Annotated in this window: 26 protein-coding genes; 5 read left to right on the top strand and 21 right to left on the bottom strand. The window is 56.1% G+C overall.

Annotation, left to right across the window (positions count from 1 at the left end):
- Positions 1-199: 199 nt before the first annotated feature.
- The 4 genes from JIN84_RS05130 to JIN84_RS05145 all read right to left on the bottom strand — a co-directional run bounded on the left by JIN84_RS05130 (position 200) and on the right by JIN84_RS05145 (position 3,090).
- The gene (locus JIN84_RS05130; protein WP_200349932.1) at positions 200-1,063 is read right to left on the bottom strand and encodes a DNA-methyltransferase; all 864 of its coding nucleotides are present in this window, start codon (positions 1,061-1,063) and stop codon (positions 200-202) included.
- Between the two features lie 584 nt (positions 1,064-1,647).
- Positions 1,648-1,911: a hypothetical protein gene (locus tag JIN84_RS05135; protein ID WP_200349933.1), complete on the bottom strand. Its 264-nt coding sequence runs from the start codon at positions 1,909-1,911 to the stop codon at positions 1,648-1,650.
- Positions 1,912-2,302: 391 nt separating this feature from the next.
- Positions 2,303-2,767, bottom strand: coding sequence for a hypothetical protein (locus JIN84_RS05140; RefSeq protein WP_200349934.1), 465 nt, complete (start codon positions 2,765-2,767; stop codon positions 2,303-2,305).
- Complete coding sequence (locus tag JIN84_RS05145; protein ID WP_200349935.1) at positions 2,764-3,090, bottom strand: hypothetical protein; 327 nt, start codon at positions 3,088-3,090, stop codon at positions 2,764-2,766. Before JIN84_RS05145 ends, JIN84_RS05140 begins: the two co-directional genes overlap by 4 nt.
- On the opposite strand from JIN84_RS05145, the gene JIN84_RS05150 reads away from it, so the two are divergent.
- Positions 3,089-3,892: a TIR domain-containing protein gene (locus tag JIN84_RS05150; protein WP_200349936.1), complete on the top strand. Its 804-nt coding sequence runs from the start codon at positions 3,089-3,091 to the stop codon at positions 3,890-3,892. The two genes, JIN84_RS05145 and JIN84_RS05150, sit on opposite strands and share 2 nt — an antisense overlap.
- 289 nt (positions 3,893-4,181) lie before the next feature.
- A complete protein-coding gene (locus JIN84_RS05155) occupies positions 4,182-4,445 on the top strand; it encodes a hypothetical protein (RefSeq protein WP_200349937.1) in 264 nt (87 codons plus the stop codon).
- A 112-nt stretch (positions 4,446-4,557) separates the two neighbouring features.
- On the opposite strand, the gene JIN84_RS05160 is transcribed toward JIN84_RS05155, so the two are convergent.
- The 12 genes from JIN84_RS05160 to JIN84_RS05215 all read right to left on the bottom strand — a co-directional run bounded on the left by JIN84_RS05160 (position 4,558) and on the right by JIN84_RS05215 (position 13,172).
- Positions 4,558-5,784: a hypothetical protein gene (locus JIN84_RS05160; protein WP_200349938.1), complete on the bottom strand. Its 1,227-nt coding sequence runs from the start codon at positions 5,782-5,784 to the stop codon at positions 4,558-4,560.
- Between the two features lie 27 nt (positions 5,785-5,811).
- Positions 5,812-6,552, bottom strand: coding sequence for a hypothetical protein (locus tag JIN84_RS05165; RefSeq protein ID WP_200349939.1), 741 nt, complete (start codon positions 6,550-6,552; stop codon positions 5,812-5,814).
- 11 nt (positions 6,553-6,563) lie between these two features.
- Complete coding sequence (locus tag JIN84_RS05170) at positions 6,564-7,274, bottom strand: hypothetical protein (RefSeq protein WP_200349940.1); 711 nt, start codon at positions 7,272-7,274, stop codon at positions 6,564-6,566.
- Positions 7,275-7,350: 76 nt separating this feature from the next.
- A complete protein-coding gene (locus tag JIN84_RS05175; RefSeq protein ID WP_200349941.1) occupies positions 7,351-7,644 on the bottom strand; it encodes a hypothetical protein in 294 nt (97 codons plus the stop codon).
- An 87-nt stretch (positions 7,645-7,731) separates the two neighbouring features.
- On the bottom strand, positions 7,732-8,214 hold the full coding sequence (locus JIN84_RS05180; protein WP_200349942.1) for a hypothetical protein: 483 nt from the start codon (positions 8,212-8,214) through the stop codon (positions 7,732-7,734).
- A 125-nt stretch (positions 8,215-8,339) separates the two neighbouring features.
- Entirely contained in the window at positions 8,340-8,558 is a 219-nt protein-coding gene (locus JIN84_RS05185) for a hypothetical protein (protein ID WP_200349943.1), read from the bottom strand.
- Positions 8,559-8,910: 352 nt separating this feature from the next.
- Positions 8,911-10,434 carry an AAA family ATPase gene (locus JIN84_RS05190; RefSeq protein ID WP_200349944.1) on the bottom strand — a complete coding sequence of 508 codons (1,524 nt, stop codon included), beginning with the start codon at positions 10,432-10,434 and terminating at the stop codon, positions 8,911-8,913.
- Positions 10,431-10,619: a hypothetical protein gene (locus JIN84_RS05195; RefSeq protein WP_200349945.1), complete on the bottom strand. Its 189-nt coding sequence runs from the start codon at positions 10,617-10,619 to the stop codon at positions 10,431-10,433. Before JIN84_RS05195 ends, JIN84_RS05190 begins: the two co-directional genes overlap by 4 nt.
- Before the next feature lie 62 nt (positions 10,620-10,681).
- Positions 10,682-11,011: a hypothetical protein gene (locus JIN84_RS05200; protein ID WP_200349946.1), complete on the bottom strand. Its 330-nt coding sequence runs from the start codon at positions 11,009-11,011 to the stop codon at positions 10,682-10,684.
- Complete coding sequence (locus JIN84_RS23470) at positions 11,008-11,220, bottom strand: helix-turn-helix domain-containing protein (RefSeq protein ID WP_200349947.1); 213 nt, start codon at positions 11,218-11,220, stop codon at positions 11,008-11,010. Before JIN84_RS23470 ends, JIN84_RS05200 begins: the two co-directional genes overlap by 4 nt.
- A gap of 60 nt (positions 11,221-11,280) precedes the next feature.
- The gene (locus tag JIN84_RS05210; RefSeq protein ID WP_200349948.1) at positions 11,281-11,871 is read right to left on the bottom strand and encodes a hypothetical protein; all 591 of its coding nucleotides are present in this window, start codon (positions 11,869-11,871) and stop codon (positions 11,281-11,283) included.
- Positions 11,868-13,172: a tyrosine-type recombinase/integrase gene (locus tag JIN84_RS05215; protein WP_200349949.1), complete on the bottom strand. Its 1,305-nt coding sequence runs from the start codon at positions 13,170-13,172 to the stop codon at positions 11,868-11,870. The genes JIN84_RS05210 and JIN84_RS05215 overlap by 4 nt, the downstream gene beginning before the upstream one ends.
- 604 nt (positions 13,173-13,776) lie before the next feature.
- Between JIN84_RS05215 and JIN84_RS05220 the strand changes: the two genes are divergently transcribed.
- Complete coding sequence (locus JIN84_RS05220; RefSeq protein WP_200349950.1) at positions 13,777-14,700, top strand: EamA family transporter; 924 nt, start codon at positions 13,777-13,779, stop codon at positions 14,698-14,700.
- Positions 14,701-14,727: 27 nt separating this feature from the next.
- Here JIN84_RS05220 and JIN84_RS05225 read toward each other — a convergent pair whose 3' ends face one another.
- Together JIN84_RS05225 and JIN84_RS05230 are read right to left on the bottom strand one after the other, a co-directional pair.
- Positions 14,728-15,357, bottom strand: a complete 630-nt coding sequence (locus JIN84_RS05225) for an alpha-ketoglutarate-dependent dioxygenase AlkB family protein (protein WP_200349951.1) — start codon at positions 15,355-15,357, stop codon at positions 14,728-14,730.
- 88 nt (positions 15,358-15,445) lie between these two features.
- Positions 15,446-17,524: a M13 family metallopeptidase gene (locus tag JIN84_RS05230; protein WP_200349952.1), complete on the bottom strand. Its 2,079-nt coding sequence runs from the start codon at positions 17,522-17,524 to the stop codon at positions 15,446-15,448.
- Between the two features lie 308 nt (positions 17,525-17,832).
- Between JIN84_RS05230 and hyoA the strand changes: the two genes are divergently transcribed.
- Positions 17,833-22,176: an NACHT domain-containing antiphage protein HyoA gene (hyoA, locus tag JIN84_RS05235; RefSeq protein ID WP_200349953.1), complete on the top strand. Its 4,344-nt coding sequence runs from the start codon at positions 17,833-17,835 to the stop codon at positions 22,174-22,176.
- 55 nt (positions 22,177-22,231) lie between these two features.
- On the opposite strand, the gene JIN84_RS05240 is transcribed toward hyoA, so the two are convergent.
- From JIN84_RS05240 to JIN84_RS05250, 3 genes are all read right to left on the bottom strand, one after another.
- Positions 22,232-24,382 carry a polyribonucleotide nucleotidyltransferase gene (locus tag JIN84_RS05240; protein ID WP_200349954.1) on the bottom strand — a complete coding sequence of 717 codons (2,151 nt, stop codon included), beginning with the start codon at positions 24,380-24,382 and terminating at the stop codon, positions 22,232-22,234.
- Between the two features lie 206 nt (positions 24,383-24,588).
- Positions 24,589-24,849, bottom strand: a complete 261-nt coding sequence (gene rpsO, locus JIN84_RS05245) for a 30S ribosomal protein S15 (RefSeq protein WP_200349955.1) — start codon at positions 24,847-24,849, stop codon at positions 24,589-24,591.
- 150 nt (positions 24,850-24,999) lie between these two features.
- On the bottom strand, positions 25,000-25,659 hold the full coding sequence (locus JIN84_RS05250) for a dioxygenase family protein (protein WP_200349956.1): 660 nt from the start codon (positions 25,657-25,659) through the stop codon (positions 25,000-25,002).
- 185 nt (positions 25,660-25,844) lie between these two features.
- Between JIN84_RS05250 and JIN84_RS05255 the strand changes: the two genes are divergently transcribed.
- Entirely contained in the window at positions 25,845-26,537 is a 693-nt protein-coding gene (locus tag JIN84_RS05255; RefSeq protein WP_200349957.1) for a hypothetical protein, read from the top strand.
- Positions 26,538-26,578 lie beyond the last annotated feature (41 nt).

Genomic DNA, 26,578 nt, shown 5'->3' on the forward strand with positions numbered 1-26,578 from the left:
CCCGGCCTTCTCAAGAGGTGCCAGAGAATCTGCTGGCTACGGACTCAGCAAATTTGCGACGTCCAAGTGAGGCCCCGGAATTTTAGGGCGTTTTGTTGGGGGGGGAGGGCAATAGCGCCCTCCTGCCGACGCCTCACACGTTAAAGGCCTCAAACTTTGAAGGGCGGTAGGTGCCTCCGGGGAGATGGGTTGAGACTTGCTAGGTAGGCGAGACTGCACCGCAAATGTAACGATTTCCTCGTTCTGTCAGCTCGTCCCTGACTGCCGACATATAGACAGGGTCGATCTCAAATCCAATGAATTCCTTAACCCCGCAGCTAATGGCAGCGTAGGCCGCATGGCCAATGCCTAAGAAGGGATCCATCACCACGGAGCTGCCGTTTTTGCCATGGAGCTTGATGCAATGCTCAACCAGCGCATCCGGGAAGGTTGCGGGATGAGGTCGGTCATCAGCGCGGCGATTAATTGTCTTGTAGGGTATGAACCATACATTGCCACGGCACTTCAGATCGTCTCCTCCTGTGTGCCCCCACCGGCCAATATTGGACTTGTCGGCATACGGAACGCCAATGGCTTTGCGATCCAACTTTGTGTCTCCACCCTTCGTGAGGTGGAAGATATGCTCGTGGCAGTCGTTGACGAAACGATCGGAATTGATGGGCTTGTAGTGCCCCCGCTGCCGTTCGGGGCCATCCTTTTTGTCCGGCAACGCGATGGACTTGATCCAATGGATAGAATTCTGGAGATGGAAGAGCTTGTGCTCATCCGCAAGGAGATTCAAAACTACGTGCGGTAAGAGCGGAGCTTTAAGAGAGCCGCCGATATTCAGAAAGAGAGAGCCGTCGTCTTTCAGCTTGCGGGACGCCTGAGTTGCCCATTCAATCGTCCAATCCAGATATTCCTGCCAGTCTTTTTGGTCGTCGTAGGAATTGTATTTAATCCCAAGATTGTAGGGCGGCGATGTTACGATGATGTCGATTGAAGAGTCCGGAATGTGCTCCATCATGCCCTTGATGCAATCGCCTTCGTAAAGTCTGACGGTGGTCTTTTGTTCGAGTTTCATGTGTCGTTCTTCGTACGACATCCCTAGTAACTTCTTTCAGAAAACTCGTACAGTCTAATTTTCTGCTATTTTATCCTATCGAGTTTCGGCCCCAAATGTCGACCGAAGATCGATTGAATGCGATCCTCCCACCCTCCATTGTTGTAGTCGAAAGCGTAGCGCCGAATACGCTCAATGAGGTGATGAGGAAGAAACATCCTCTGGGACTCGTCAGTAATGTCTTGTAAGGTCACCATCAGGCTTTGAAACCCGCCATCGGTCCGCGAATTGGGATCTTGCCGGCAAACGATTTCATATTCTGAGTCATTGAGCTGAAGGACGTAAGTGTCAGACATAGCCAAAATCAATCTTTTTATTTGTGGAGGTTCAAGCCTCTTTTTACCTGAAGAAAATGGCAATCATCGTAAAGAGTCCTAGATGCCGGGCGGACGAATATCCCACCACGCTTGCCAGTGATCTCCGCGATTTGAAGGGACGGTAGGGTAGGGCCCGCGGTAAGTTTCTACCGCGGGTAGGTGCTGAAATCTCAGCACCTCCGAATCCGGAGACCACCCCAAATTTGGGGGCGTCGGAATCGGGGGGGCTCAGGCAGGGTTCTTGATGTGCTTTGCGATGTATGCCTTGTAGTCGGAGATGCGGACTCGGCGCGAACGGGGGCCGAGTTCAACTATTGGCATCGAGCGGGCGACACGATCCACGGGCAGGCCGGTGAAGGCCGAAACGGTGGCAATGTCCATCAACTGCAGTTCCTCGATGTTGATGCCAGCGAGCACCGCGCCAGCGATGTCGCGCGCGGCAATGCGCTTCACGTCTTCCAGCTCGGAGGGAGATAGTTGGATGCTGCTCATTGCCGATTCTCGGATAAACAAGCAAAAACAAAGGGCCCCGTCCAGCCGAAACCAGACGGGGCACGATGTGAGGGAGTGAATTAATTTAAACTCCAGGCGTGTTTCAAAGCCAGATAAGCCCATTCGGTCAACGTAAGACCTGACTTGCTTGCGACACTCTCAAACCGAGCGTATTCGCAACGCGGGATCTTGATGGCCCAAAGATTCCCGGATCGTGGTGGCAACTCGACGGTGGTTCTTTTCCTTCGTCTGCCCAGAAGAACGCGCATCGCCTCAAGGCCGCACTCAGACAGTGTTTTGCCGCGCGATGCGCTGAGGCGTTCCCATGCCCCGGCATCAGAGCTGGTCAATGGGATCAGCAGATATTCAATTTCCCAAGCTGCCGTAGTACTCATGCTGCACCTCCTTCTTCCAGCGACCATCTTCCGCTTTCGATTTCATCCATTGCTTTGGAGAGCAAGGAATTCAGGATGTAGTTTTTTCCTGTTCCCGCAATTTGGGCGATAGTCAGAAGTCGAGCCATCTCCCTTTCATACACGGTGGTGTTGCAAGGGACGGGCTCCGGGCCAACAAGACGTTTGTCGCCTGCTATGATGCGGCGGATTTTTTCTTTGATCTCTGGAATCCTATCCTTATGAACAGGACATTCGTCCGGTTCTGTGCAAAATAGGCTCCCGGTCATTGGCTCGTCTTCCACAAGGGATCTAAGGAGGTCATTCAAAAAAGGCTCAATAGGCCCATTTTTGGTAACCTTTAGCATTGCGCGGAGCTTGGCTACCCGTGTGGCGTCGAGTTCGAGTGTGGTGGATTTTTGAGCCGCTTCTCTGGCGGTGGGTTTGACTTTGGTGTTTTTCATGTAACGAAAAAGTCCTGCCGTGAGCGATGCGTCAACATCTTCGCCGTCGCGGTCAGGCGACGACTATTCACGGCAGGACTTTGATTCGATTTTCGATGAGATGCCGCGCCAAGGGGACTAGCCAAGGGTTTCGAATGCGGATCGGCGTTGACGCGCCGATGGGCGACGGATAACACGGCACGACGGAATGGCAAGCAGTATTCGTGGTAATCTTCCGCGCAAATTGACTTCAAAATGAACTCGCCCGCCACATTTAAGAATGTGCGGAACCAATCCGACGACTTGTTTGACAAGATCAATCGGATTTCGATGAATAACATCATGAAGGTTTTCATTAGCTGGTCTAAGGAGAGAAGCCGTCTGATCGCTGAACTCCTGAGCGAATGGCTGGTTTGTGTCATCCAGGCAACTTCGCCATGGGTTTCATCGCGGGACATCGACCGGGGATCGCTGTGGTTCTCTGAAATCGGGAATGCACTTCAAGATGTGACAGCGGGGATCGTCTGCATCACCGAGCAGAATAAAAATGAACCTTGGATACTATTCGAGGCTGGAGCTTTGTGTCGCGGACTGTCCACCCAGCGCGTGATCACCCTTCTCGTGGACCTGGAACCAAAAGATATTGGCGACCCCCTTGCTCAATTCAATCACGCTCTCCCTACTAGAGATGGCATGAGGGCGCTGGTCAGGACGATTAACAAAAACTTGGGCGTAGCTGCCGTCCCAGATCCCACCTTGGAAAAGGTATTTGAAACATTCTGGCCACTTTTCGAGTCGAAGTTTAGAGAAATTATCGATGATACAACGCCCGACGCGTCCCCTTCCAAAAAGACCAAAGTTGACCCCCTGGAGCAAATCCACGAAATTCTCCGGCGGTTGGACATCAGAACCAGGGAAACTCATTCTGCGCTCAGTGCCCTTGCCCAACCCACGCAATTTCGGCGCGGGAGACCGTCCGCGACAGGAATCGGAGCATCCCTTAACTATTTGATTCGCCAAGCGAGGGAAAGCGAGTCTGGGGAACTTGCTCAGAAAATACAAGAGGCGATCGACATGGGATCTGATGACTCTCAAGCCGAAAATGGCTGGCCTCCTGTCGCAGGATCGAACGATTTAAATTCCTGACTCGAGCCTGCCAGGGTATCGCTGCCAAGATGAAGCAAAAGGTTTCCAGCGTCAGCAGCGAAGCAGTTCCGTCGACGACAAGCGGCTCCCGCGGGCACCACCCTTCCTTTATTGGAATTCCCATCACGGCGATGACCTCAGTAGTGCTGAGGTCATCCCGATGCCGGATTTCCGGCATCGAGGTTTTCCGGGTGGAATCCGGGCAACTGGTTTAGCGGTTTCAAACCGCCAAACCCCCAATGAAAAACCCGCCGCCCATGGTGTAGTGGACGGCGGGCCTATCCCCGGTATGAAGTTGTTCAAGTTCCGCCACTCGGCGGGCCTGATCCGGGAAAAGTCATTGCGTCAAGCCGGGACGCCTGCGCCCCCAACCAAGGACAATACGAGCCTTGCCATCAGTTCGCTTACGGTCGGCGAGTTCTTCCGGCTTTTTGGTGTTGCCGGGTCGTTCCGCCATTCTCGCACCATCCAAGCGAGCTGCCGGCGGGTGATTGCAATGGCGTTTCGTGGGGCGGATTCCGGAAGTGGAGAAGATTCGTCCGCGATGATGTAGATATCCTCATCCAGGATCGGTCTGCCCTCGTGATTGATGATCTGAACTGCGGCTGTTGTAGTCTGTTTATTTCTGTCTTTCATAAGATAAATAATTTCGCCCTGTGTGGGCATTATTCGCTGTCCCCTTCATCAAGATTTCCTGGACTCGAGCAGTAGCTGGAGCCACAACGGCGAGGCAACTTCATGGGGCGATGACCTCCAGATCCGGAATTGATGACGTAGGTTTTTCCGCAGCAAGCGCTACGCCCAGGAGGATCTAATGGGCCCGGTGGCGGCTGGGCCTGGCTCATCATCTCGACCTGCCATTGGTGCACTGCGCATGGATCAGTGTTATAAAAAAGAAAGTCAACGGGTTTATATCTGATCTCACCATCAGCAGTGCACACCATGTCCACAATCAGGGATTCGCCTGAGACGATTCCGGGTTGCCCGGCAGCGGGCTTGGCCCCAAATATGGTTACTTTCGCTTTCCATCCTGCGCAAACACATAAATTGTCGGCGTGTAGTTTGTATCTGAATCTTACAGGCAACTCCTGCTGTGATGTCCCAGAAGATCCAGCGAATGGATTGTCTGGGAATGCGTAACAACTATTTAATCGGTTCGGATCAAGGTCGAGATCTGCCAGGACAGAGCACTCTCCCACGTCCTCGGATTCCTCATCTGAGGATCCCGATCCGGAGTCGTCCTCAATTATTGAGGCCTCGTCGCTGGAGCCTAAATCTGATACGTCATCCGATTCTGTTGAGTTGAAGCCGGAATCTGAATCGTTCTGGACATCCTCATCAAGAAGGGTGATGTCAGAAAACCACTTTTGGTTGACCTTCCCGTCGAACACCTTGATTCCTCCCTCAGCCTTCAGCTTGAAAGTCCCGATCAAAAAGGCGGTCTGCCCCTCGGTCGGCTTGTAGGTTTCCTTCTCCTTGATCCGGATGTTCGCGGCGGAGTCGTTGGCCACGCAATAAACGCCGTAGGTCTTCCCGGTCGCCAGCGGAACGATGCTGATCCCGGTCGCTTCGGTGATTTTCACACCATCAACCCTCGGCTCTGTCGGGTCCATGATATAGGACGATCCGGAGTCATCGACGCTGATGGCCTTCGGGTTGCCCACCACCATGCCCGGGGCGATCATGATTTTCTGCTCTGCCTTGTTCAGCGTGATCTTGAATCGCTTGTCGCCACCTCCGCCAGTCGAGCGGGGGCTTGTAGGCACCACTACAGCCCGGTCGCGAAGCTGCTGAAGGGCTCTATTGACCTGCTTGCCCCAGCTCACAATCTGTCCAATGCCGCGCAGTTTCGGCGGCACGGTTACCGTTCCTCTTTGTTTGGTGACATACATAAAGAAATGTTTTCTCCTGTCGATTTTCTATCTGTTTCCAGCGACCTTCACGCCGCCACCATCCAGCGATATGGAAGCCGCTCCGTCTGTCGTGGTGAAGGTTGCTTCGATGTGATCCACGAAGGAGGAGAGCTGAGCGATTGCAGTCTCCACGTTGGCCTTGCGGGCCGGGTAGGCTTCAATGAATTCCTTCACCGCCGTCACGAAGGATGCCTGGTCAGCAATGCCGGGATTTGCGGAGTGCGGACCATACCCTTGCGTAAGGGTGGAGGTCTCGGATGAGAGCGATACCGCTTCCCGAACCCCGCGCAGCCAAGGAGCCAGAACTGTTCCCAGCGGCTTCTCGATGATGGGGATCACCGCGCTTTTCGCCACGGCGAACAATACTTGGAACTCCTTGGCTTCCTCGTCTGGAAACATCGCCTCCAGAAAGGAGGTTCCGACGAGGTGGGCCCTCTCCGCGATGGTCTTCGCTTCTTCTGCAACCGGGCGAAGCTCGCTCAAATAGAAGGTTTCCACGTCGCCCCACTTTTGTTCGATGCCACCTTTCAGGTGCTCTAAGGCAAGCTCCAACGGTGTGAGTTCCGCGTCGATCTGAGATTCCGCCTTCATCTTGGCGGCGATCTCATTCTCGATGTCTTTGCCGGGGTCGATGGTGAGGCTGGAACGACGCGCCCTCAGCACTGAGGAACGCTCTGTCAGCTCCAGAATTTTCGATTCGGTGGCGAGGACGGTTTGCAGTGGGTCGGATGTGTGTGTTTTGGTCATAAAGTCAGAAGTTAGGAGAGTTGTGCTTCGAGCTCCTTGGCGCGGGCGGCGATCCGAGCCTCACGAGTGAAGCCGTTGGCGGTGCTTGCAACCCCTGTGGATGATGCGCGCGAACCGCTCTTTGCTTCGCTCATTGCTGCCATGTCCTCGTCGTGAATCTGGCGTGCGGCGGTCGCTCGAAAGAACTCCTTGCGCCTCGTCTCAAATGCCATTGACGCTTTGGTTCTCTCGATGCCCTTCAGCGTGTCGAAGGATGGCTTCGTCGCGACACCGGCGGCGGTGGCCTGCGCTTTCAGGGCAGCGAGCGATGACACTGAATTTTCCACGAGCTTCCCGCCTTCCTTGAAAAACCGCATCTTGTCACCGGCATTGAGCTTTTCGAACTCCGAGCGCTCCATCTTGATCTCCGGAGTAGCAAATTGGGAGGCAGTGATGAGACCGGGCGCAGCGGTTGCTGCGGGGTTTCCCGCATCTGCCTTGGGTTGGTGATTGGCGGCGCGGTGAATGACGGTAGGGCCAGCCTGTGCTTTGGGAGCAGCCGGAACACCGGCAGCCATTTTTGCGCGGGCCTGCTCCATGGCTTGCCGTCCAGCTTGCTCGATGGCGATTTCCTTGAGCCCCTCCTCGGCGGCCTTGGCTTGGTTTTCGAAATAAGCGGCCCGAGCTTTTTCCAGTGAGGAAGCTGGCTCCTTCGATTTGCTGTTTTTATTGAAAAATTTCATATCTGGTGATGTGTTGGATGTGTTGTTTTTGGTGAGAAGTAGTTCGGACCTGAGTTGATCGAGTAAAGCGGAGCGATCACGGTAGGAAGGCGGAAGCTTGCCCGTCTGGAGAAAATCGTTGAGTGAGTTCTGAGGCATACCATTCATAAATCTGATTTTGGATTCGTTCTCTCTCCGCAGGATCGGCTAAGCGGCGGCGAAGTCCGGAGCGGTTCATCTTTTCGGAGAGGATGATAAAAACGCACTCGGTGCTCTCAAAAGTTGAGGCTTCTATGCCGTGGCGTTTGCATAACTGGGAGAAACCTTGGCGGGACAAACCATATACTTTTGCCAGAAATGATTTCGGCGGATCGGCCTGCGGTGGCCTCATGGCAGATCGGAAAGTATCAATGTCGTTCACGAGCGGCCAAGTAGGAGCGAAGGCTGCAATGTCAACATTATTTTGGATATGTTGACATCATTTATTATGCAACGGGTGATCCTTCCAATACTCGGATTTCTCATCTTGGAATTTCGTCATGACGAGAATCACCTCGGACTTGATAACTCCGCGCATCTCCATTTGATTCAGGCCGTATAATTTCTTGGAAAGCGAATCGGCCAACTCGCCAAGCATCTTCTTCAGCGCGATTGCAATAGCGGCGTCGCTGGCTTCGTTTTCAGCACGGCTGATGTATTCGCCACGGGTTACGGCAAGCTCTTGCTCGGCACGCTCTGCTTGGGCCCTGACGAGGCGCACACGCTCGCGCCGGAGTTCTGCGGCGGAGTTGTCGCCCGTGCCTCCTGTGAGCGGTCTAGCGGCCAGCCACGCCACAGCCTGCTCCAGATCCAACGGCATGCCCCCATCGGCGTGCAACTGACGGAGATACTTTTCGGTATAGCCGGATTTCTCGGCAATGGCTTTGATTGCGTTGGTTGTCTTCGTTGTGGGCTTGGGCATGGGTGGTGGCGGGGTGATGTGGATGTTTCAGAAAATGATTTGAGATAGATTCGTAGCGGATCCTCGCAGTCTGCACCGCGAGGCACTTTTCTAACAAATAAAAGATTCCTTATGGGGGGGTGGGGTCAGCCCTCCCCGGCCTCAGCGCTTGGGGTTGCTGCGGTGCCGGTGCCGATGTTCTCAGCATCGGGCCTTGCGAAGGACAGCAGTCCTCTGCGCTCCGCCAGTGCGATAGAACGAATCCTTTCAATCGTGGCTTTTGGCGAGATGTCGAGTACATCCAATTTATGGGCGGCGGAAGGACCTGTGTGCCGCCAAGGATTGATGGTTGAAGGAAAGGTCATGGTGTGGAGGTGGATGTTGACTTGATACGAACAGCGCGTGCCTTGCCCGTGGCGACGCGGAAGGCATCGTCCGCCGCCTCTTTGGCCAGCGGGAGGCAATGGAGTATCATTCGCCCTTGTGCATGCTCTGGCGCGGTGCAATCGGCTATCGTTGCGATGATCAGACAATGAGGACCAAGGACGGCGAGCGCATCGGTTGCGGACTGGCTGAGCGCGATCTTCACCACTCCGGGGTGGTCCAACTGGTGCCCCGGAAGTTCCGCTCGGGACTGTCGGGACACGCCCCCCTTTATATAAGGGGGGCTCTGTCCCTGTCCCGATTCAGCGGCGGGACGATTGTGGCTTGTCCCGCTCATGTCCCGATTGTCCCGATGGGGTTAAGCACCCATATTCCTGCGCCCGTATTTCTCAGAACTCCAATAGCTTCTGCCCGCTGCATCCGCTTTTTCATCGTCGCGGTTTTCGTTAGACTTTCTGTCCCGGAAATGTCCCGCTCGGCGATTGCGGCCTCATCCGGCGTCAGTCCGGGACAACTTGATTTTGTCCCGATTTCTTCCGCTTTTTGAAAGATGGGCTCCCATTCCGCCCGCGCTTTCTGAACTGCTTTCATCTCAATCTGGGCGGCTTTGACTCCTGCCGCACGGCCTTGGAATTTGTGCATACCAATCGAATCATCCCAGCCGAAGCAGAAGCCCTGCTCCTTGGGGATCTCACGCTTCCTCATGTCGCTGCCGTAGATCGTGGAGATGGACGTTTCCGCATCCTTGTCGATCCGGAGGTTGGCAAACGCCTTCCGGTTCAGTTCGCTGCCCAAGTGTCCGCGCGTCTTGCCCTGATCACTGGTGGGATTCTCATGAAGGACGCAGAAGATGGCACACCGGAATTCCTGGGCCATTGCATGAATGCGGGAAACAAGTTCCAGCGCTTCACCCTCATCATTTGGTGAGATACAGAGGTCCGCAACGCCGTCGAGCAAGACAAGGTCCGAACCACCGCGCCCGTCCTCATACGTCAAGGTCTGACGCAAGATCTCCAGCCGCTCGGTCCGCCGGAACATGACCAGGGGCAGGGAGACAAGTCTCGGTGAAACTTGCCCGAGTCCGGAACGGTGGATGCTCCGACAAACCAAGGCGTGCCAGTCTGCCTGAGATTGTTCTGTATCCAGGTGAACAAGTGCTCCGTCGTCTTCCCCGGCCCATGAGATACAGAGAGTATCACCTTCTGCCTGATATCGTCCGCGTTGCGCGGCTCCCATGATAGCGGAAATCAACGCCGATTTTCCAACTTTCGATTTCCCTTGCAAGACCGTGATGTTGCCACGCGCCGCGATTGGAATATCGCCGATGACCATGCACGCCTCGTCCGGTGGCGGAGTCTTGTCAGGATCGAACCGCAAGGCGTAGGCCCGCTCTCTGAGGTTTGATTTTTGAGTAGCGCCTTCGTTCCCAATTTCAGCAAGCTCCTTGGCGATGGGTGAAATATCATCACCTTTCGCAATCGCATCGTTCAATTTCCAGACGAGCAACTGCTGGCGCTTTACCTTATCGTATTCGGCCAATCGATTCAGCAACGGCCCGCAATCTGAAGGCATCGGCCCAAATGCTTGGGAACATTCGATGAGTTCATCCCGGGTGCTCGCTGGAGCTTCGGCAAACCACACCACCAGTCCAGGGAAGTCTTTCACTCCTTCCTCCAACATGGCTTGTCTAACTCCGCCTGCTACGTCTTGTAGGGGGGCGGTCGGGAAAGCATGCCAGCCGAAATCGTTTATCTCCTTGGGACCGTATTCGATCCATGAGCGGATGAGGCGACGTGCAGCAGTCTCCGCGCCGGCCAGAAGTTGCTCATGAGCTACTTTGGGAACGGCAACGGTCATGCGAGGCCGTCCTTTCCGGTTTCCGAGGTTGGCAGGTTGTCGATCAAATCTAAGACCCTCGCCAGTTCCTTGTCAGACCGGCGGTTGTTGGTTCCTGACACGAATGGTTCGATCAATGAATCCGCCTCCAGGTCGTCCCAGTCGGATGGACTTAACAATCCATGGATCTCCACGGGCGCGGTCAAGAATGCCTCTTGTTGTGCAAGCCTCATCCGCCAAGCTGAATGGCGGTCAACGGTGACGCGTCTCATTTCCCTCCACCTCCTGTGATTTTATCGATAAAGTCGTCCGGCGTGGCGCACCGGACAAAGTCGGTGGTCTCGCAGAATGATCCGCATTCCCATTCGCCCCCGTCCCGCTCCAGCCACTTCATAACGCGACTTGAACGGACGATGGCTGGGCCACGAAGGAATCGGCGCGAGCTTCCTTCAGCTTTACAAATGCCGACGAGAAACGTCCCGGAGTCGAAGGGCTGAACGTAAGCAATCAAGCCATGGTATTCTTGTTCTTCACCGAATTGGCAGTGGATGATGTCCACCATTCTATCGGCTTGGAATTTGTAGTCGTAGGAACTCACTTGGAAGCTCCTTTCTTGCGTGGGTTCACACGGGTTTCTCTCGCCTCGATCAAATAGTCGATGGCGGAGGGGCGGATGCGGACGGCGCGTCCAAGACGGACGACCGGGAGATCACCGGATGCGATGAGTTCGTCAACCGTCCGAAGGGATACGTGGAGGCGTGCCCCAACGTCTTTTCTATTTAGCAGCGGTGCATTGGTGGTAACCATGCCGCTACTAGGCGCAGTTGCTCGCGCTCAAGTCGTAGGCATTGAATCGCCGTTACGTGCCTACCTTTCCTTCAAGGTGAACAGTCCCGATTCCTTCCAAAGACGGCTCCATCCTTTTTTGTCTTCGGGAGATGGCTGGTCCTTGAACTCTTCCGGCCTGGCGACGATATACTTGCGGAGCTGTGGCTTGGTGGGCTCTTTTCCCGTAGCCTCGATATATCTACAATATGCAAGATATGCGAATCCATTTCTATGAGGAAGCGCTTCATGATTTCTCTTTAACGAGATCAATCTTTTGAAAAAGTCGTCCGCCTGATCCGCCGTAAATTTTTCAACCACACGGACGAGAAGATCTCCGGCTGTCTGACGCTCGAAATCCATGGGTTCACCAACGATGATTCCCGCGAATATGCATGAAAGAATGGATTCTTGATTGTATGGATCAACCCTTGCTCTATCCAATACAGATTGTCGGAAATTAGCTGAGAATGCTTCATCCTCTTCGGCTGACGGTGGATTCACAGAAGCGTCTGGAATTGGAAAGCCCCAAGTGGCTTCAAATTTTTCCCGGTCTTCGGGTGTGATGTCCTCTTCATGAGAAAGGGATCGCCAGTCGCGCGGCTGGGATTTTGTTTTTTTCGGCCTGCTCATGCCGTCCTCCTCCCTGTTTTGATGTTCGTCACGTTCTCGGTTTTCGCGGTCGGTCTGATCGCCCAGAATGCTTTCGCCTCGGCCTCGGTTGAGATTCCCTTGTAATGCCGGTGCAACAGCTCAGGACTGCCGCCGTGGCCGAGTTGGATCGATGTTTCCCCGGCGTGCCGGAACGCGAGCAGGTGGAACGTGGCGAAGCTGTGGCGTGCGGCGTTGGCGGGCATGGGGGATGGGAATGGTCGTGGCGGTTCCTCTCCGTTCTTCACGGCCTCCTCCTTGGCTGCCTCGTCCTCGACCTTCAACCGGTTCGTGGCCTTGGCCAGATGGTAACGGCGGGCCATGGCGGAGCGGGTGACGAGCGCCCCGTCTGTCTGGGCATGGGGAGTGAGGAACGCGGCAAGCACCGGCTCGATTTTCAAGGTTCTCGAGTTCCCGGTTTTCGTGACGGTGTCGGGCAGGTGGATCTCACCGGCGGCAAGGTCGATCATGCTCCAGTCCATCCGGACGGCCTCGGCTTCCCGCACACCGGAGAAAAAGCGGACAGCCCAAAACGGGACGAGCGCGGGAGACTCCTTTTCCAGAGCATCGAAGAGACGAGCCACGTCAGCGGGCCGGAGGATGCCGGGGCGGACCTTCGGCGGCTTGGGGCGGGCGGCATCCGTGACCGGGTTGTTCTCCACCCAGCCGCGAGTCTTCGCGTAGTTGAAAAGCCCCGACACGGCGAGACGGTGGTTTCGTTTCGCCAGCAACCCGACTTGCGCCGGTTCACCTTCCCGCCCTGGCTTCCGTTTCACAGGGCCCCGCTGGCGGATGGCGGACAGGGAGAGAATCCAGTCGGAAATCTCCGCCGTCGTGATCGAAGAAATGACACGCGGGCCGAAGTCCTTCGCGAACCGACCGCAGCGTGTGCGGATGCCTTGCAGGCTCATCGGACGCAGTCCCTCGGCGGTCTTGGCCACCTCGTAGGCATCCAGCGCCGCCGCAACCGTCACGCTGGACCGGCTGGCCTTCCATGTGGCCCCGTAGCCTTGCAGGACGGAAAGCAGGGAGGGTGGGGGAGCGTGGGGAACGCCCTCGACGAACGCCCGCCAATAGGCGAGGGCGGCCCGCTCCTCCTCGGTGACGAATCCGAAGTCGGATCCCAGCTTGCCGGTCTCCTTGGCCTGCTCCTTTGCAAAGGCCGCAGCCTCCGTCTGGTTGGTGAAAAAGCGGTCTTTCCGCTTCCCGTCCGGGCCGTAGAATCTGACCCGGTGGCTGTAGCGGGGATGCTTGCAAGGCACCGCTTCAATGACGTTTTTCATGACCATGCATTATCCCGCAACCCGGCGCGCGGCAAGCAAAAAGGATTACACGGGATTACAACGCCTGAATTTGCCTTGTAAAATAAAGGATCATCGGCGGTTTCCTAAACTCTAGATTCAAGTTCGATTCTTGACGGGGGCATTTGGTGCGCGATTTCTTCCGGCTCGGGCCACCACGTTCCGGATTGCCAGATCTTCAAACCTTTGGGATCGACGGATTTGGAGAGATACAGGGCCATTTTTAAGCGTGCGTTCCGCAACGCGATTGTTAGAAGTGTGCCATGACCAAGGAAGAGTTGGCGGAATGCTTGGGGTGGGAGGTGCGGTTTTCCCTCAATGGGGTCGATGTCGGTGCCAGGTTATGGCGCGAAATGGACCGCTTTTACATCGATCCCGAGGAAGTTCCCCAAGACGCCCAGGTTCCATACGCTCCTTTTCATACGGTTACTCCCCGCTACCTGTCGGATGAGGACATCGCCGGGATGCGCACCAGCGGTCCGGGGGTTCTGTCATCCGATATTTCGTTGAGGATAGTGGATGACGTCTAGACTTCTGGTCCCGAGCGGACCTCACCATAGCCAGAAAAAGCCGCTTCGCACCGGTGATGCTTGTCGACGGTTCGGGTTCCGGATTACTCTCGAAAATGGAAGCTGCGGATACCGGAACTCCGAAAAGCCTGCGGACAAGAGGTGTCCTGTTGGCCGTGGGTTCCGCGGCATCCAATCAGGTCGGAGCGGCAATGGGTTCTCTCGCATTCCCCGTGCTGGGACCACCCGGAGTTGTGGCGGTCCGGCAGGCGATCGCGGCCGTGTTGCTGTGGTCCATTGCCAAGCCGCGGTTGGGAAGTTTCACGCGGGCCCAATGGATTCCCGTGCTGTCTCTCGCGCTTGCGTTGGGCGTCATGAATCTGACGCTCTATTTCGCGATCCAGCGGATCGGACTGGGATTGGCTGTCGCTCTTGAATTCCTGGGCCCGCTGGGAGTATCATTATTTGGCGCGCGCTCCCGGGCCGTTGTTGTTGCGGCGGCGCTTGCGGGTATCGGGGTGCTCGCCCTGACACACCCGGACGCATCAAGTGACTTTGCGGGTATCGGACTGGCACTTTTGGCCGCCTGCGGCTGGGCATCCTATATCCTGTTGAACCGCACCATCGGGCGTCGTCTGCCCGGCTTGGAGGGAACGGCGGTTGCGACCGGTATTTCGGCGAGTTTGTTTTTTCCAATCGGAGTATTCATTTTCATCAAGGCACAGCCGGGTGTGGCCATCGTGTGCTATGCCGTCGGTGCGGGTGTTTTGGCCTCCGCCATTCCCTTCGCCCTGGATCTGGTGACGCTTCGCCGTCTGCCGCCATCGCTTTTCGGAGTGATTTCGAGCATCCAGCCTGTTTTCGCCGCTTTGGTAGGAGTCGTGATTCTGCGCCAACCGTTGATCCCGCTCGAGTGGTTGGGAATCCTGCTGATCGCGGCGGCGAACATCATCGTTTTAAGTTTTGGCGGCTCGGGGCGCGGCAAAGCTCTTTTCAATTGAGAAATCCGCGCGTTCTGTTGCGAGTTCTCACGGAATGGTGCCGGAATGGCTGTCCATCCCCGCCATCCTGCGGAAGGTCAGGTTGATGCGCGGGGTTTTGATCTTCGCGGATTTGGGAATGCAATGGAGCCAATGGGTCTGGGTGGTGTCTTTCATGACGAGCAGGCTGCCGCTTTCCAGAAGGACGGAAACCTTCTCGTCCGTGCGCTTGTGCTTGAGGCGGAATTCCCGCGCGGCTCCGAAGCTGACGGAGGCGATGGCGCTGTCCTTGCCGAGGGATTTCTCGTCGTCGCTGTGCCATGACATGCCTTCGCTTCCATCGTGATAGAGGTTGAGCAGGCAGGAATTGAAAACCGCGCCGGTCAGTTTTTCGACCAGGTCCTTGAGCGCGGCGAGTTCCGGTGCCCAGACGAGGGCCTGTTTGGTGGTGCCGGAGTAGGTGTAGGAAAAATCCGAGTCTCCATACCATGCGACCTTCCTGGCGGTGGTGATGCGCCTGCCGTAGATCACGACTTCGTCATGTTTCCACGGGATGTCGCGGAGGAGGGTTTCGTAATGGTTCCGCGTGTCCACAACGCTCAGGATGGGGCCGAAGTAATTCACCGTGCCATCGCGTGGCAGGAGATTGGTCGTGGGGTCATTTCCGAAAAAATCCATGGCTTGCGGCGAGGCGTCAGTATGGTGCCGGAAAACCGATGTTGCAACGAGACGGCTCGGGCGACCGGTGATCGCCTCCACACCCGGTTCACCAAACCTTCACTTGGGATTCCGGAGACCGCCACATGGGTTGGCCGGGTTTGATGCCGAAGGCTTCATGGAACTCGGGAATGTTCGAGAGGGGGACATTGACCCGCCAGTGGGGCGGGGCGTGCACGTCGCTGAGCAGCTTGGCGCGCAGGTTTTCCTCACGGTCCTTGTAGATCCATGCATAGGTGTAGCCGAGGAAGAAACGCTGGACCGGAGTGAATCCGCCGATCGATTCGCCCTTGCGGAACTGCTCGGTCTTCTTGAACGCGTCGAGCGCCAGTTGCACGCCGCCCAGGTCGGCGAGGTTTTCACCCAGGCTGGCCTCGCCGTTGATGGAAAGTCCGGGCAGGGGCTGGATGGCGTCGTATTGTGCGACCATCACGGCCGCCCGCTTCTGGAAGCGTGTCCCGTCCTCCTCCGTCCACCAGTCCTTGAGGTTGCCTGCGGCATCGAATTTCCGGCCTTCGTCGTCGAACCCGTGGGTGATCTCGTGACCGATGGTGGAGGCGGCGGCGTAGCCGTAGACCATGGCATCGTCCAGCGCGCTGTCCTTCATGCCCGGAACAGAGAAAATGGCGGCGGGCAGCACGATCTCATTGTTGGAGGGCTGGTAGTAGGCGTTGTAGGTCTGGGGCGTCATTTCCCACTCCGTACGATCCACCGGTTTGGCGAATTTGGAAATCATGTCGGCGAACTGCCAGCGGGCGGCGAGCATCATGTTGCCGCACCAGGAATCCGTCCCCACGACCAATGCCGACTGGTCTTTCCAGCGGTCCGGATAGCCGACTTTCACGGCGAGCTTGTCGAGTTTCTCCCGGGCCTTCGCCTTGGTCGCGTCGCTCATCCAATCCAGCTTTTCGATGCGTTCGCGGAACGCGCCCCGGACGTGCTCGACCAGCTCCGCGTAGCGGCGTTTCTCACGCTCCGGGAAATATTCCTTCACGAAAATTTTCCCCAACATCATGCCCATCGCGAATTCCTGGGCCTCCAGCACGCGTTTCCAGCGGGGCTGCGGTTCCTTCTGTCCCGAGAGGATTTTCCCGGTGAAGGCGAAGTCCTCGTGCTCCCACGCCTTGCCCATGTATGGGGCGTAGGTAGAGACCAGCCGGAGACGCAGGTAGTCCTTGAGCACGGGGAGGGATGTCTCCTTCAGCAGACGGTCCAGTTCGGTGAAAAACTCCGGCTGGCCGACGATGACGGAATCCGGGCGCAGCGACATCGCCGCCAGCCGGTCCTGCCAGACGATCAGGGGCGTGTGCTTTTCGGTAAGTCCCCCGGGCGTCATTTTGTGATAGTTAGCCCCCGGATCACGCAGGTCCTCCAGTTTCCGCGATGCCTTGGCCAGGGCGGTCTCCAGTTCCATGACCTTGTCCGACGCCTTGCGGGCGTCGTCATCGGCGCGACCGAGGAGCACCAGCATCCGGGTGAGGTGGGCGGAGTATTCCTGGCGGACCTTCGCCGTTCCCTTTTCCGGGTTGAAATAAAAATCCCGCTCGGGCAGTCCCAGTCCGCCCTGCCAGATGTGGACGGACATCAGATCGCTCTGCTTCTCATCCTGTCCCACCGACACGGCGCAGAACGTTTCCACCATCAATGACCGGAGTGCGAAGGAGGCGTCCAGCACGCCGCCGACGGTTTCGATCGAATCGATCATCGCAAGCTCCTTGCTCAGCGGTGCCAGCCCCGCGGCATCCGCCTTGGCCTCATCCATCGCTGTGGCCCAGAAATCGCCGATCTTCCGCTGCTCGCTTCCTTCCGCAGCCCCTGCCTTGGCCGCCTCCTCGTTGATCGAGCGGAGCTTCGCCAGCAACTCGTCCCGCACCAGATTGCCGATGCCCCATGCCGCCTCGGATGCGGGGATCGGGTTGCGCGCCAGCCAGCCTCCGTTCGCGTATGTGTAAAAGTCCACCGCCGGATCCACCGAGGTGTCCAGATTCGCCGCGAGAATGTCCTTGGGCGGGGATGGCTCCGGGGTGATCTGGGCGGGAGCCGGCATCGCGGAGCTGAGAAGAAAAGCGCTCGCAAGCAGCCGGGCGGCCAACGATGGAGGGAGAGGGAAGACGGTTTTTGGCATCATTGTTGCGACAAGAAATAGTTCCTTCGGAGGAGAATGGCAAGGCATGCGGAATGTCGCCAAACTTAAGGCTTTCCCGGGAAGTCTTCTCGCCGACCGGAGCTTAAGGAAGCTTGTGTCACGAGGATTTGCAACTCCTCGGCCTCCTCTTGTGATTCATAACATGTGTCAAATGAACGCGCGTTGAAAGCAGCGGACGTGAATGTACCAAGCGACAGATTTTTCCAAAAAGATTGATAATTGTATAGTTGGTAGCCAAAGTGAGGTGTCACCAAGCGGTGATATTAATCGGAGAATAATTCAGAATCATCATGGAAATTGAAAGGACTTTTCAAAATATTTCCGAAGGCAGTCTCGATAAAGCGGATCAGCAGTCGTATCTGGTGAGTTTGGGATGGTCGGGAAGCACCGGATGGCAGGAATTGCTGCGTTCAAAACGCGTGCTCATTATTTCCGAGGCTGGGGCAGGAAAAACATACGAGTGCGAATCGCAGTGCAAACGCCTTTGGGATGCTGGAGAACCGGCATTTCATCTAGAGCTGGCTACGCTGGCAGGAAGTCGCTTACGAGACATGCTTGATCTTGAGCAAGAAAGCCGTTTCGAAGGCTGGCTAATATCTCAATGTGATGTAGCCACTTTCTTTCTGGATTCCATTGATGAGCTAAAGCTCAGCCGCGGCTCCTTTAAAGTTGCATTAACGCAGCTTGCAAAAGAATGCTATGGGAAGTTAGGTCGAATGCGTATTATTATCACCACACGGCCTATTCCGTTCGATGAACAGCTCGTGAGAAAGTTGTTCCCCGTGCCTCAGTTTGCGGAGATCGAAACCAGTGCTGATGGCGAAACATTTGCTCAGATTGCCCTGCATGGTCGGCGAAACAAAAAGAAAGAGAATGAAGAGGAAGTCCCGCCAGATTGGCGAACTGTGGCGTTAATGCCATTATCGGATAGCCAGATCTCGGATTTTGCGCAGACTCAAGGTGTGGATGAACCCGAGGCGTTGCTGAAGGATTTGCGACGTCGGAATGCCGAGGAGTTTGCCCGGCGACCTCAAGACCTGATCGAACTCTGCGCTGATTGGCGGAATTTCAAGCGTATCCGCACTCATCGGGAGCAGGTGGAGAGCAACGTGCGTATCAAATTAAAGCCGCGAGAAGACCGGCGCGAGCTCTCTGAGTTATCGGTCGACAAAGCAATGGAAGGAGCAAGTCGTCTCGCTCTGGCCATGATGGGAACTCGCCGTCTAACTATTCGGCACAGTGCGGAGGCCGATTCCGGGGGTGATGGTGTTCCGTTAGATCCCTCCGCAATTCTTTCCGACTGGAGTGCTGACGAGCGCAAGACATTGCTGGAACGGCCGTTGTTCGGTTTTGCTTCGTACGGCCGGGTGCGCTTTCATCATCGATCGGTGCCTGAGTACCTTGCCGCAGAGCGGATTAAACTACTGCGCGAGCGGGGTATGACTTCGCGTGCGCTCAGACGACTACTTTTCGCAGCAACCAGAGGAAAAGTCATCGTGCGGCCATCAAAACGGCCTATCGCCGGATGGATTGCTCTGACCGAAGAAATGGTTTTCGAGACTCTACGTGATTATGAGCCAGCTGTGCTGCTCACAGAGGGAGATCCCGAATCGTTATCATTGACCCAAAAAAACCAAGCACTTAGCGCATATGCCGAGCATTATAGTAAGGGTGGCTGGCGCGGGCTTTCCGTGCCTCATATACAAATTCACCGCTTTGCCGTGCCTCAATTGTCTGGCGAAATCAAGCGTATTTGGATGCAGGGGATCGAAAATCCTGAAATTCGTGAAATTCTCCTTAATTTGATCGAGGTCGGTAGAATTACTGAATGTTTGGATATTGCTTATGCGGTTGCAATGGACGTTGGAGCATCGCGCCCTGAGCGATTTGCTGCCATTGAGGCGTTGGCGATGTGCAATGACTTGCGTGTGGATATCATAACGGCCGGAATAGCGGAAAATGCTGAACTTTGGCCGGATGATCTCGCCCAGAATATAGCTGTTGGGCTTTTCCCTAAGCATCTCAAAGTGAATCATTTTTTTCAGATTTTGGGACGCCTAAAAAAGAAGAAGCGCGGCATCGGTGACTTGAGCTGGCAGCTTCCTCGACTGATCGTAGAGGCCGATTTGGATGCTTCAACATTGGAAGCTTTGCGCGATGGTCTATTCGATTTGGCCTCCGCTGGATTACGATGGCAAGACGGATGGCCGCATATCGTTTCGAATCGTGATGATCTGAGCTGTGCGCTAGCGACCACTTGCGTACGTAGTTTCAATGTTGGCTCGATGACGTCGTGGATACACGCAAGTAATCTTGCCCTTCAGCTTCCTCGCCAAGATCATGGTGGTGATGAGGCGTATACTCAACTTCAGAAACTACTAGCGGAATTGACAGCCGACAGGAATGCTCAGTTATTTTGGGCTGGAAATACATTGATTCAGTCAATCCACCCCACTGCGAGTGCCTGGGAGCGCTACTATGAAATCATACATCAGGGTGCTGCTTGTATAAACTCAGAACGCGATCTGGCCTGGATTAAGGAAGCCCTCTTCGATTCTACCCGATCCTCAATAGATCGTGCATTGCTTTTGGAGGCCGCGATGCGGCATGCCCCAAGCCAAGACGAATGGCGTAACCATCTCATTGGGTTGAAACCACTTGTTGCCGATGAACTCGAACTTCTTGGAATAGTTGAAGATAGTTTGAAGCCGCAAGAGCCCAACGAAGAGCACAAACGTTGGGAAAAAAAACATGCTAGACAGAAAAAGCGACTAGAAAGGAAGCAAGCCGAGACGCATGTAAGTTGGGTGAATTTTTGGAGTGAGATAGCAAATCAGCCTGATACCGTGTTTTCTCTTGAACGGAGAGGCAACACGGCATGGTACCTGTGGAATGTCATGAGTAAGGCTGGAGATGGAAGTCGCGCTTCTAGTTGGAATCGGCGTTTCATTGAAGAACAATTTGGTAAGGAAATCGCAGATCGATTAAGGCTGACTTTGATGGAACAGTGGCGCAAAGAGCGCCCTACGCTAAGAAGTGAGCGACCGGATGAAGAAAAGAACACCTATCTTGTGAGGTGGCTCCTGGGGCTCGCCGCCATTTATGCGGAAGCTGAAGACGTCCAGTGGGCTACGAAGCTTTCGGACGAAGAGGCTAAACTTGTTGCTCGTTTCGCAGCTATCGGATATGATGGCTTGCCTTTGTGGATGGAAGCATTGGTAAAGGTGCACTCGGCAGGAGTAGTGGCAATACTTGGCAGGGAGTTACTTTTTGATCTGGAGAGTGACGCGGGGACAGATTCCATGTTATTACAGAATATCGACCAATCGTCGGAGCCGGTGATAGACATTTTCCTGCCGATTCTTCGTGCATGGTTAAATGACAATTATAAGTGTAAGGGGAAAAATGTAAATGTAACAGCACAACGCATCGTGCAAGTAGTTCATTTTCTGATAAAAAATGGCGATAAAGAAACCCGTGCGGACATTTGCGCAATGGCACACGAGCGTCTTGGGAAAAAAATTTCCATTCCAGTTGCTAAAGTCTGGCTACCGGTGCTGATGCGACTTGATCCGAGTTCTGGCGTTAACGCGCTTGAAGCGCGCATGAAATCAAGTGGAAAGGCGACACGAAGCAGGCCCGAGAAATGGATAGGCGACATCTTCGATGATCGCCATGACGGTATAAATTTATCTGACCCTCAATTTACGCCACAGATCCTTCTCCGGCTTGTGCGTCTGGCGTATCGTCATGTCCATCCGGCGGATGACGCCAAACGCGATGACGCCGAACGTGCGCGCAGTTGGATTGTGAATGCGTTGCTTAAAACCAACGGCGAAGAAGGTTGGACTGCGAAGTGGGAAATGGCATCCGACCCAGTTTGCGCACATTTCAAGGACCGCATAATAGCGCTGGCCGAAGAACAATGGGCGGAGGAGATCGACGGCATTGCTCTTGATGAAGAGCAGGTTATTGCACTCGACAAAACCGGTGAAGCCCCCCCTTCCACGAATGAGGCGATGTTTGCAATGATGTTGGACCGCTTGAGTGACTTAGAAGACCTGCTTTTGCGTGATGACTCGCCGCGCGAGTTATGGGCAGGCATCACCGAAGAAAAGATAATGCGACGTGCAATTGCCGAAAAACTGAATTACCACGCCAACGGACTCTATAAAATTGGTCAGGAAGGCGTGACTGCCGACGAGAAGGAAACTGACATCCGGTTACTTTCCACTACATCGCTTTATGAAGCAGTCATCGAACTCAAGCTGGCTGACGGACGTTCTGCCAAGGACTTACGCGATACTCTTGAAACTCAGCTCGTCGAGAAATACATGGCTCCAGAGACCAGGCGATCAGGTTGTCTCATGTTTACTCTGTCCAAGAATCGGTATTGGGACCATCCCGACACAGGATCTCGTATTGGCTTCACAGAACTAGCAGACCTACTACGCGAAGAGGCCAACAGAATTGTAGAAAAGCTCGGCGCCGCTATTCGTTTGCATGTCTGCGCTCTGGATTTGCGTCCTCGCCTGCCGACCGAAGCCAAACGAGTGAAGAAGACAAGAAATAGTAAAAATAGCGCTCTTTTAGGCGAGGCTTCTATAAAGATAAAAAACCGGCGTCCCTTGTGAGGACGCCGGTTTGATGAAACGGAAGATGACGACAGCGAGGTCGTCACTCCTTGAATTACTCGGCAGCGACAGGCTGTGGATTCGCCTCTGCTTCGGCGGCGGCTTGGTCGCGGAGCCAGGCGCGGCGTGACATTTTCACGCGGCCTTTTTCGTCAACTCCGAGGCACTTGGCGGTGATGGTGTCGCCTTTCTTGACGACGTCCTCGACCTTCTCGGTGCGGCCTTCGGCGAGTTCCGAGACGTGGACGAGTCCGTCCTTGCCTGGAAGCACTTCCATGAACGCGCCGAACTGGGTGATGGAAACCACCTTGCCGGTGTAGACCTTGCCCACTTCGATTTCCTGGAACATGCGGTCGATCATCGACTTGGCGCGATCGAGGCCTTCTTGTTTGGAAGCGTAGATGTGCACGGTGCCGTCGTCCTCGATGTTGATCTCGGCGCCGGACTCGGCCTGGATGCCCTTGATGTTCTTGCCGCCAGGTCCGATGAGTTCGCCGATGCGGTCGGCCGGGATCTTCACGGAAACGATGCGTGGAGCGTGCGGGCTGAGCTGCTTCGGCTCGACGATGGACTCGGCCATTTTCGCGATGACCTTGGTGCGGCCCGCCTTGGCGATGTGGATCGCCTCCTCCAGCATGGAGAGGGGGAGGCCGGGAAGCTTGAGGTCGAGCTGGTAGCCGGTGACACCTTCGTCCGTGCCGCAGAGCTTGAAGTCCATGTCGCCGTAGAAGTCCTCGGAGCCGATGATGTCGAGGAGCATCTTGTGCGCCTTGAGGGTGCCGTCTTCGTTGGTCTCGGTCACGAGGCCGACGGAGATGCCGCCGACGGGGCGGATCAGCGGGACACCGGCGTCGAGGAGGGCCATGGTGCCGGCGCAGACGGACGCCATCGAGGTGGAGCCGTTGGACTCCATGACTTCCGACGAGACGCGGATGGCGTATGGGAAGACGGACTCGTCAGGGATGACGGGCTCGATGGAGCGCTCGGCGAGCGATCCGTGGCCGATTTCCCGGCGGTTGATGCCGCCCATGCGTCCGCATTCGCCGACGGAGAAGGGAGGGAAGTTGTAGTGGAGGATGAAGCGCTTCTCGTCCTCGCCACCGGCGTAGTTGTCGAAGTGTTGCTTCTCGTCCGCAGGTGCCAGCGTGGTGATGGCGAGCGCCTGGGTTTCTCCGCGGGAGAAAATGGCGGAGCCGTGGACGCGTGGCAGGGTGCCGACTTCTCCGTAGAGGGTGCGCAGGTCGTTGATGGAGCGTCCGTCGGCGCGAACGCCTTTTTCCATGATGGAGATGCGGAACGCCTTCTTCTGAAGGTATTCGAAGGCTTGCTCGACGTCGAAATCGGTCGCCTCGGGGGCGCGCTCCTTGATGGCGGCCTCCACCTCGTCGCGCAGCGCGCCGACTTTCTTGGCGCGTTCGGTTTTGGAGGGAGCGTAGATGGCGGCTTCGATGCGGTCGCCGGCGATTTCGTAGGCGATTTCAAGCAAGTTGTCCTTGGCGACGGTGAGCTCGTAGGAGCGCTTTTCCTTACCGGCGAGTTTCACCAGTTCTTCCTGGGCGGCGACGAGCTTGACGACGGCGGCCTGGGCGAAGTGAAGCGCCTTGATGAACTCGTCTTCCGGAAGCTCGTCGGCCTGGCCTTCGATCATGATGACGTTTTCCTTGTCGCCGACGTAGATCAGGTCGAGGTCGCTGTCAGCGCGTTGGTCGTGGGTCGGGTTGATGACGAATTCGCCATCGACGCGGCCGACGCGCACGGCGCCGATCGGGCCGGCGAACGGGATGTCCGAGAGAGCGAGGGCGGCGGAGGCGCCGTTCATCGAGAGAATGTCGGAATCATTCACGCCATCGGCGCTGAGCAGGATGGCGACGATCTGGGTTTCGTAGAGGTAGCCTTTTGGGAAAAGCGGACGGAGCGGGCGGTCCGTCATGCGACAGGTGAGGATTTCCTTTTCGGTCGGGCGGCCTTCGCGCTTGAAGTAGCCGCCTGGGAATACGCCGGCAGCGGTGGCTTTTTCCTTATATTCCACGGAAAGTGGGAACCAGGTCTGGCCGGACTTCACCTTGGTGGCGGAGACGGCGGTGACGAGGATGATGGTGTCGCCGCAACGGACGGTGACGGCTCCATCGGCGAGTTTGGCGATCTTGCCGGTTTCGAACGTCATCGGGTTGGTTCCGACGTCGGCCGTAAGTGTGTGGATATTCATAATCAGTTTTATTTGCTTCTTTTTTCTTTGCGTACGGCCCGTCCCGCAGGGTGCGGAAAGGGCATTCATCGTTTTCAGACAAATTCCGCAGCGCACGAACAGGCGGCTGCGGAGTGGTGAGTCTGGCGAACCGGGCGGGAAAAAGTGCCCGGGCCGCTTTGCAAAACAGCCACTGGAGTTCCCAGTGGCTGCCTTGCGAGATTGGGTTAGCGGCGGAGTCCGAGGCCGGAGATGACCTGCTGGTATTTCTCCTCGGAGCCTTTCTTGATGTAATCAAGAAGCTTGCGGCGTTGGGAAACGAGGGTCAGAAGGCCACGGCGGGACGAGAAGTCCTTCTTGTGGGCGTTCAGGTGGTCCGTGAGATGGAAGATCCGCTTCGTGAGAAGAGCCACTTGGTAAGGGGCGCTTCCGGTGTCTCCTTCGTGGAGTTGATAGTCTGCTACGTTGATTTCTTTTTGTTCGGCCATGGTCGTAGGGGATGGATCCAGTGGTTAACCGGACCGTCCTAGTTGAGGTTGAGCGCGCAAGAAAGCGGCTGGGCGGAGGATTTGCAAGTCAAATCGTGGATGAGGCCGGTGCCGGCCCCATCACGCCCCCTCCCACAGAAGGCGAGACTCTCAATGGTTGTCCTCGGGCGTGAAGCCCATCACGATGTCAAACCTGGCCGCGAGCTCGCCGATCTTCGACTCCTTGATGGCGGCGAAGTCCACGATGACGGACTCGCGCGCCTTCACGTCCTTGATGCCCTGCAGGACGAAGTCCTTCTCATTCTGTGGCGCGCCCTTGACATAACACTGGGTGGTCCATTTCTCCCGGCCCTTCATCTTCACCGCGAAATGGATGTGCGGCGTCCGGCCGGGGTAGGCGATGGGCTTGATGGTGCGGAAATAATACTCGCCGGTCGAACTGGTGAGGAAACGGCCGAAGCCTTGGAAGTTCTTGTCCCGTTTTTCCGCATCACCGCTTTCGCTGTGGATGTAGACTCCGTTGCCATCGACCTGCCAGATCTCGATGACCGCGTTGCGGATCGGATCGCCTTTCGGGTCGAGGAGCCTGCCGGACAAGTGGGTCACCTCGCCGATGTTCGCGGTGATGCCGTCATTGACGACCAGCAGGTCGTTGTCGGTATCCAGCGGGAGGTGGTCCGGGTAGAGCGGTCCCTCGGTCTGTCTGGGGGTGAGCGTGAGTTGCTCGGCGAAGGCACCCGGCGCGCCGAAGGCGAGCGCCATGGTGCCGATGATTTTCCGCCGGGTCCAGAGATGGGGCATTTCGATCATGTCGGGTATTGAAGTGGTTTTAGGAAACGGGGGCAAGGGGGGATGTGACGCGGAGGGAGGGACTGGGTTTTGTTCCTCTCTTCGGAACGGAAGAGGCGGGAGCGGGATCGATCTTCCATAAATTTCGTGAAAATTGACAATCCTTTGACACTTCGAGGACAAGCGGTTGCTAGAGTGGCGGGGTTATGAAAATCCATTCATTGCTCGCCGGCGTGCTCGCCACCACCATCCTCCACGCACAGGAAAAACCTGCGGATCCGTTTCGGGAAAACAATACCGGGGAGAATGTTGCTCCCGAAAAATCCGGTCCCACCAATATATCCATCTGTTGGGAAACGTTCTCGCTGCCGATGGCGACGGCCGCGCAGCTCCAGCGGGAACAGCTGCCGGATTTCGAACTCTACGCCCGTCTTGTGTCCGCGGTGGAGAAGCAGACGGCCCGGCAGGAGGCTTTCACGCTGCTGCGCGCCAAGTCCGGGCAGAAGGCGGTTTCCGAATCCATCAGCGAGGATATCTATCCGACGGAATATGAACCTCCTGTCGACTCCGATCCTGCGACTCCCGTGGCCTTCGAAACCCGCAATGCCGGAATGACGTTGGAAATCGAACCGATTCTCGGTAAGGAAGACAAAATCCTGGATCTGCGTCTTGCTCCCGAGGTGGTGACCCAGGTCAGGCGTTCGGCATGGGGGCAAGGAACCGCGACCACGCAGATGCCGGTCTTCGAGACCCAGAGGACCAACACCACGGCCATCCTCCGCATGGACCAGCCGTATCTGGTCAGCACCATCAACCGTCCTCCGAATTCCGAAGCCGATCCCGACGCGGCGAACCGGGTCTGGTTCGCATTCGTCACCGCGACGCTTGCGAAACCCTGAAGTTCTCCGAAGGCATGTTTCACATGGAAAAATTCCAATCA

It is taken from the genome of Luteolibacter yonseiensis, assembly GCF_016595465.1.
GTDB lineage: Bacteria > Verrucomicrobiota > Verrucomicrobiia > Verrucomicrobiales > Akkermansiaceae > Luteolibacter > Luteolibacter yonseiensis.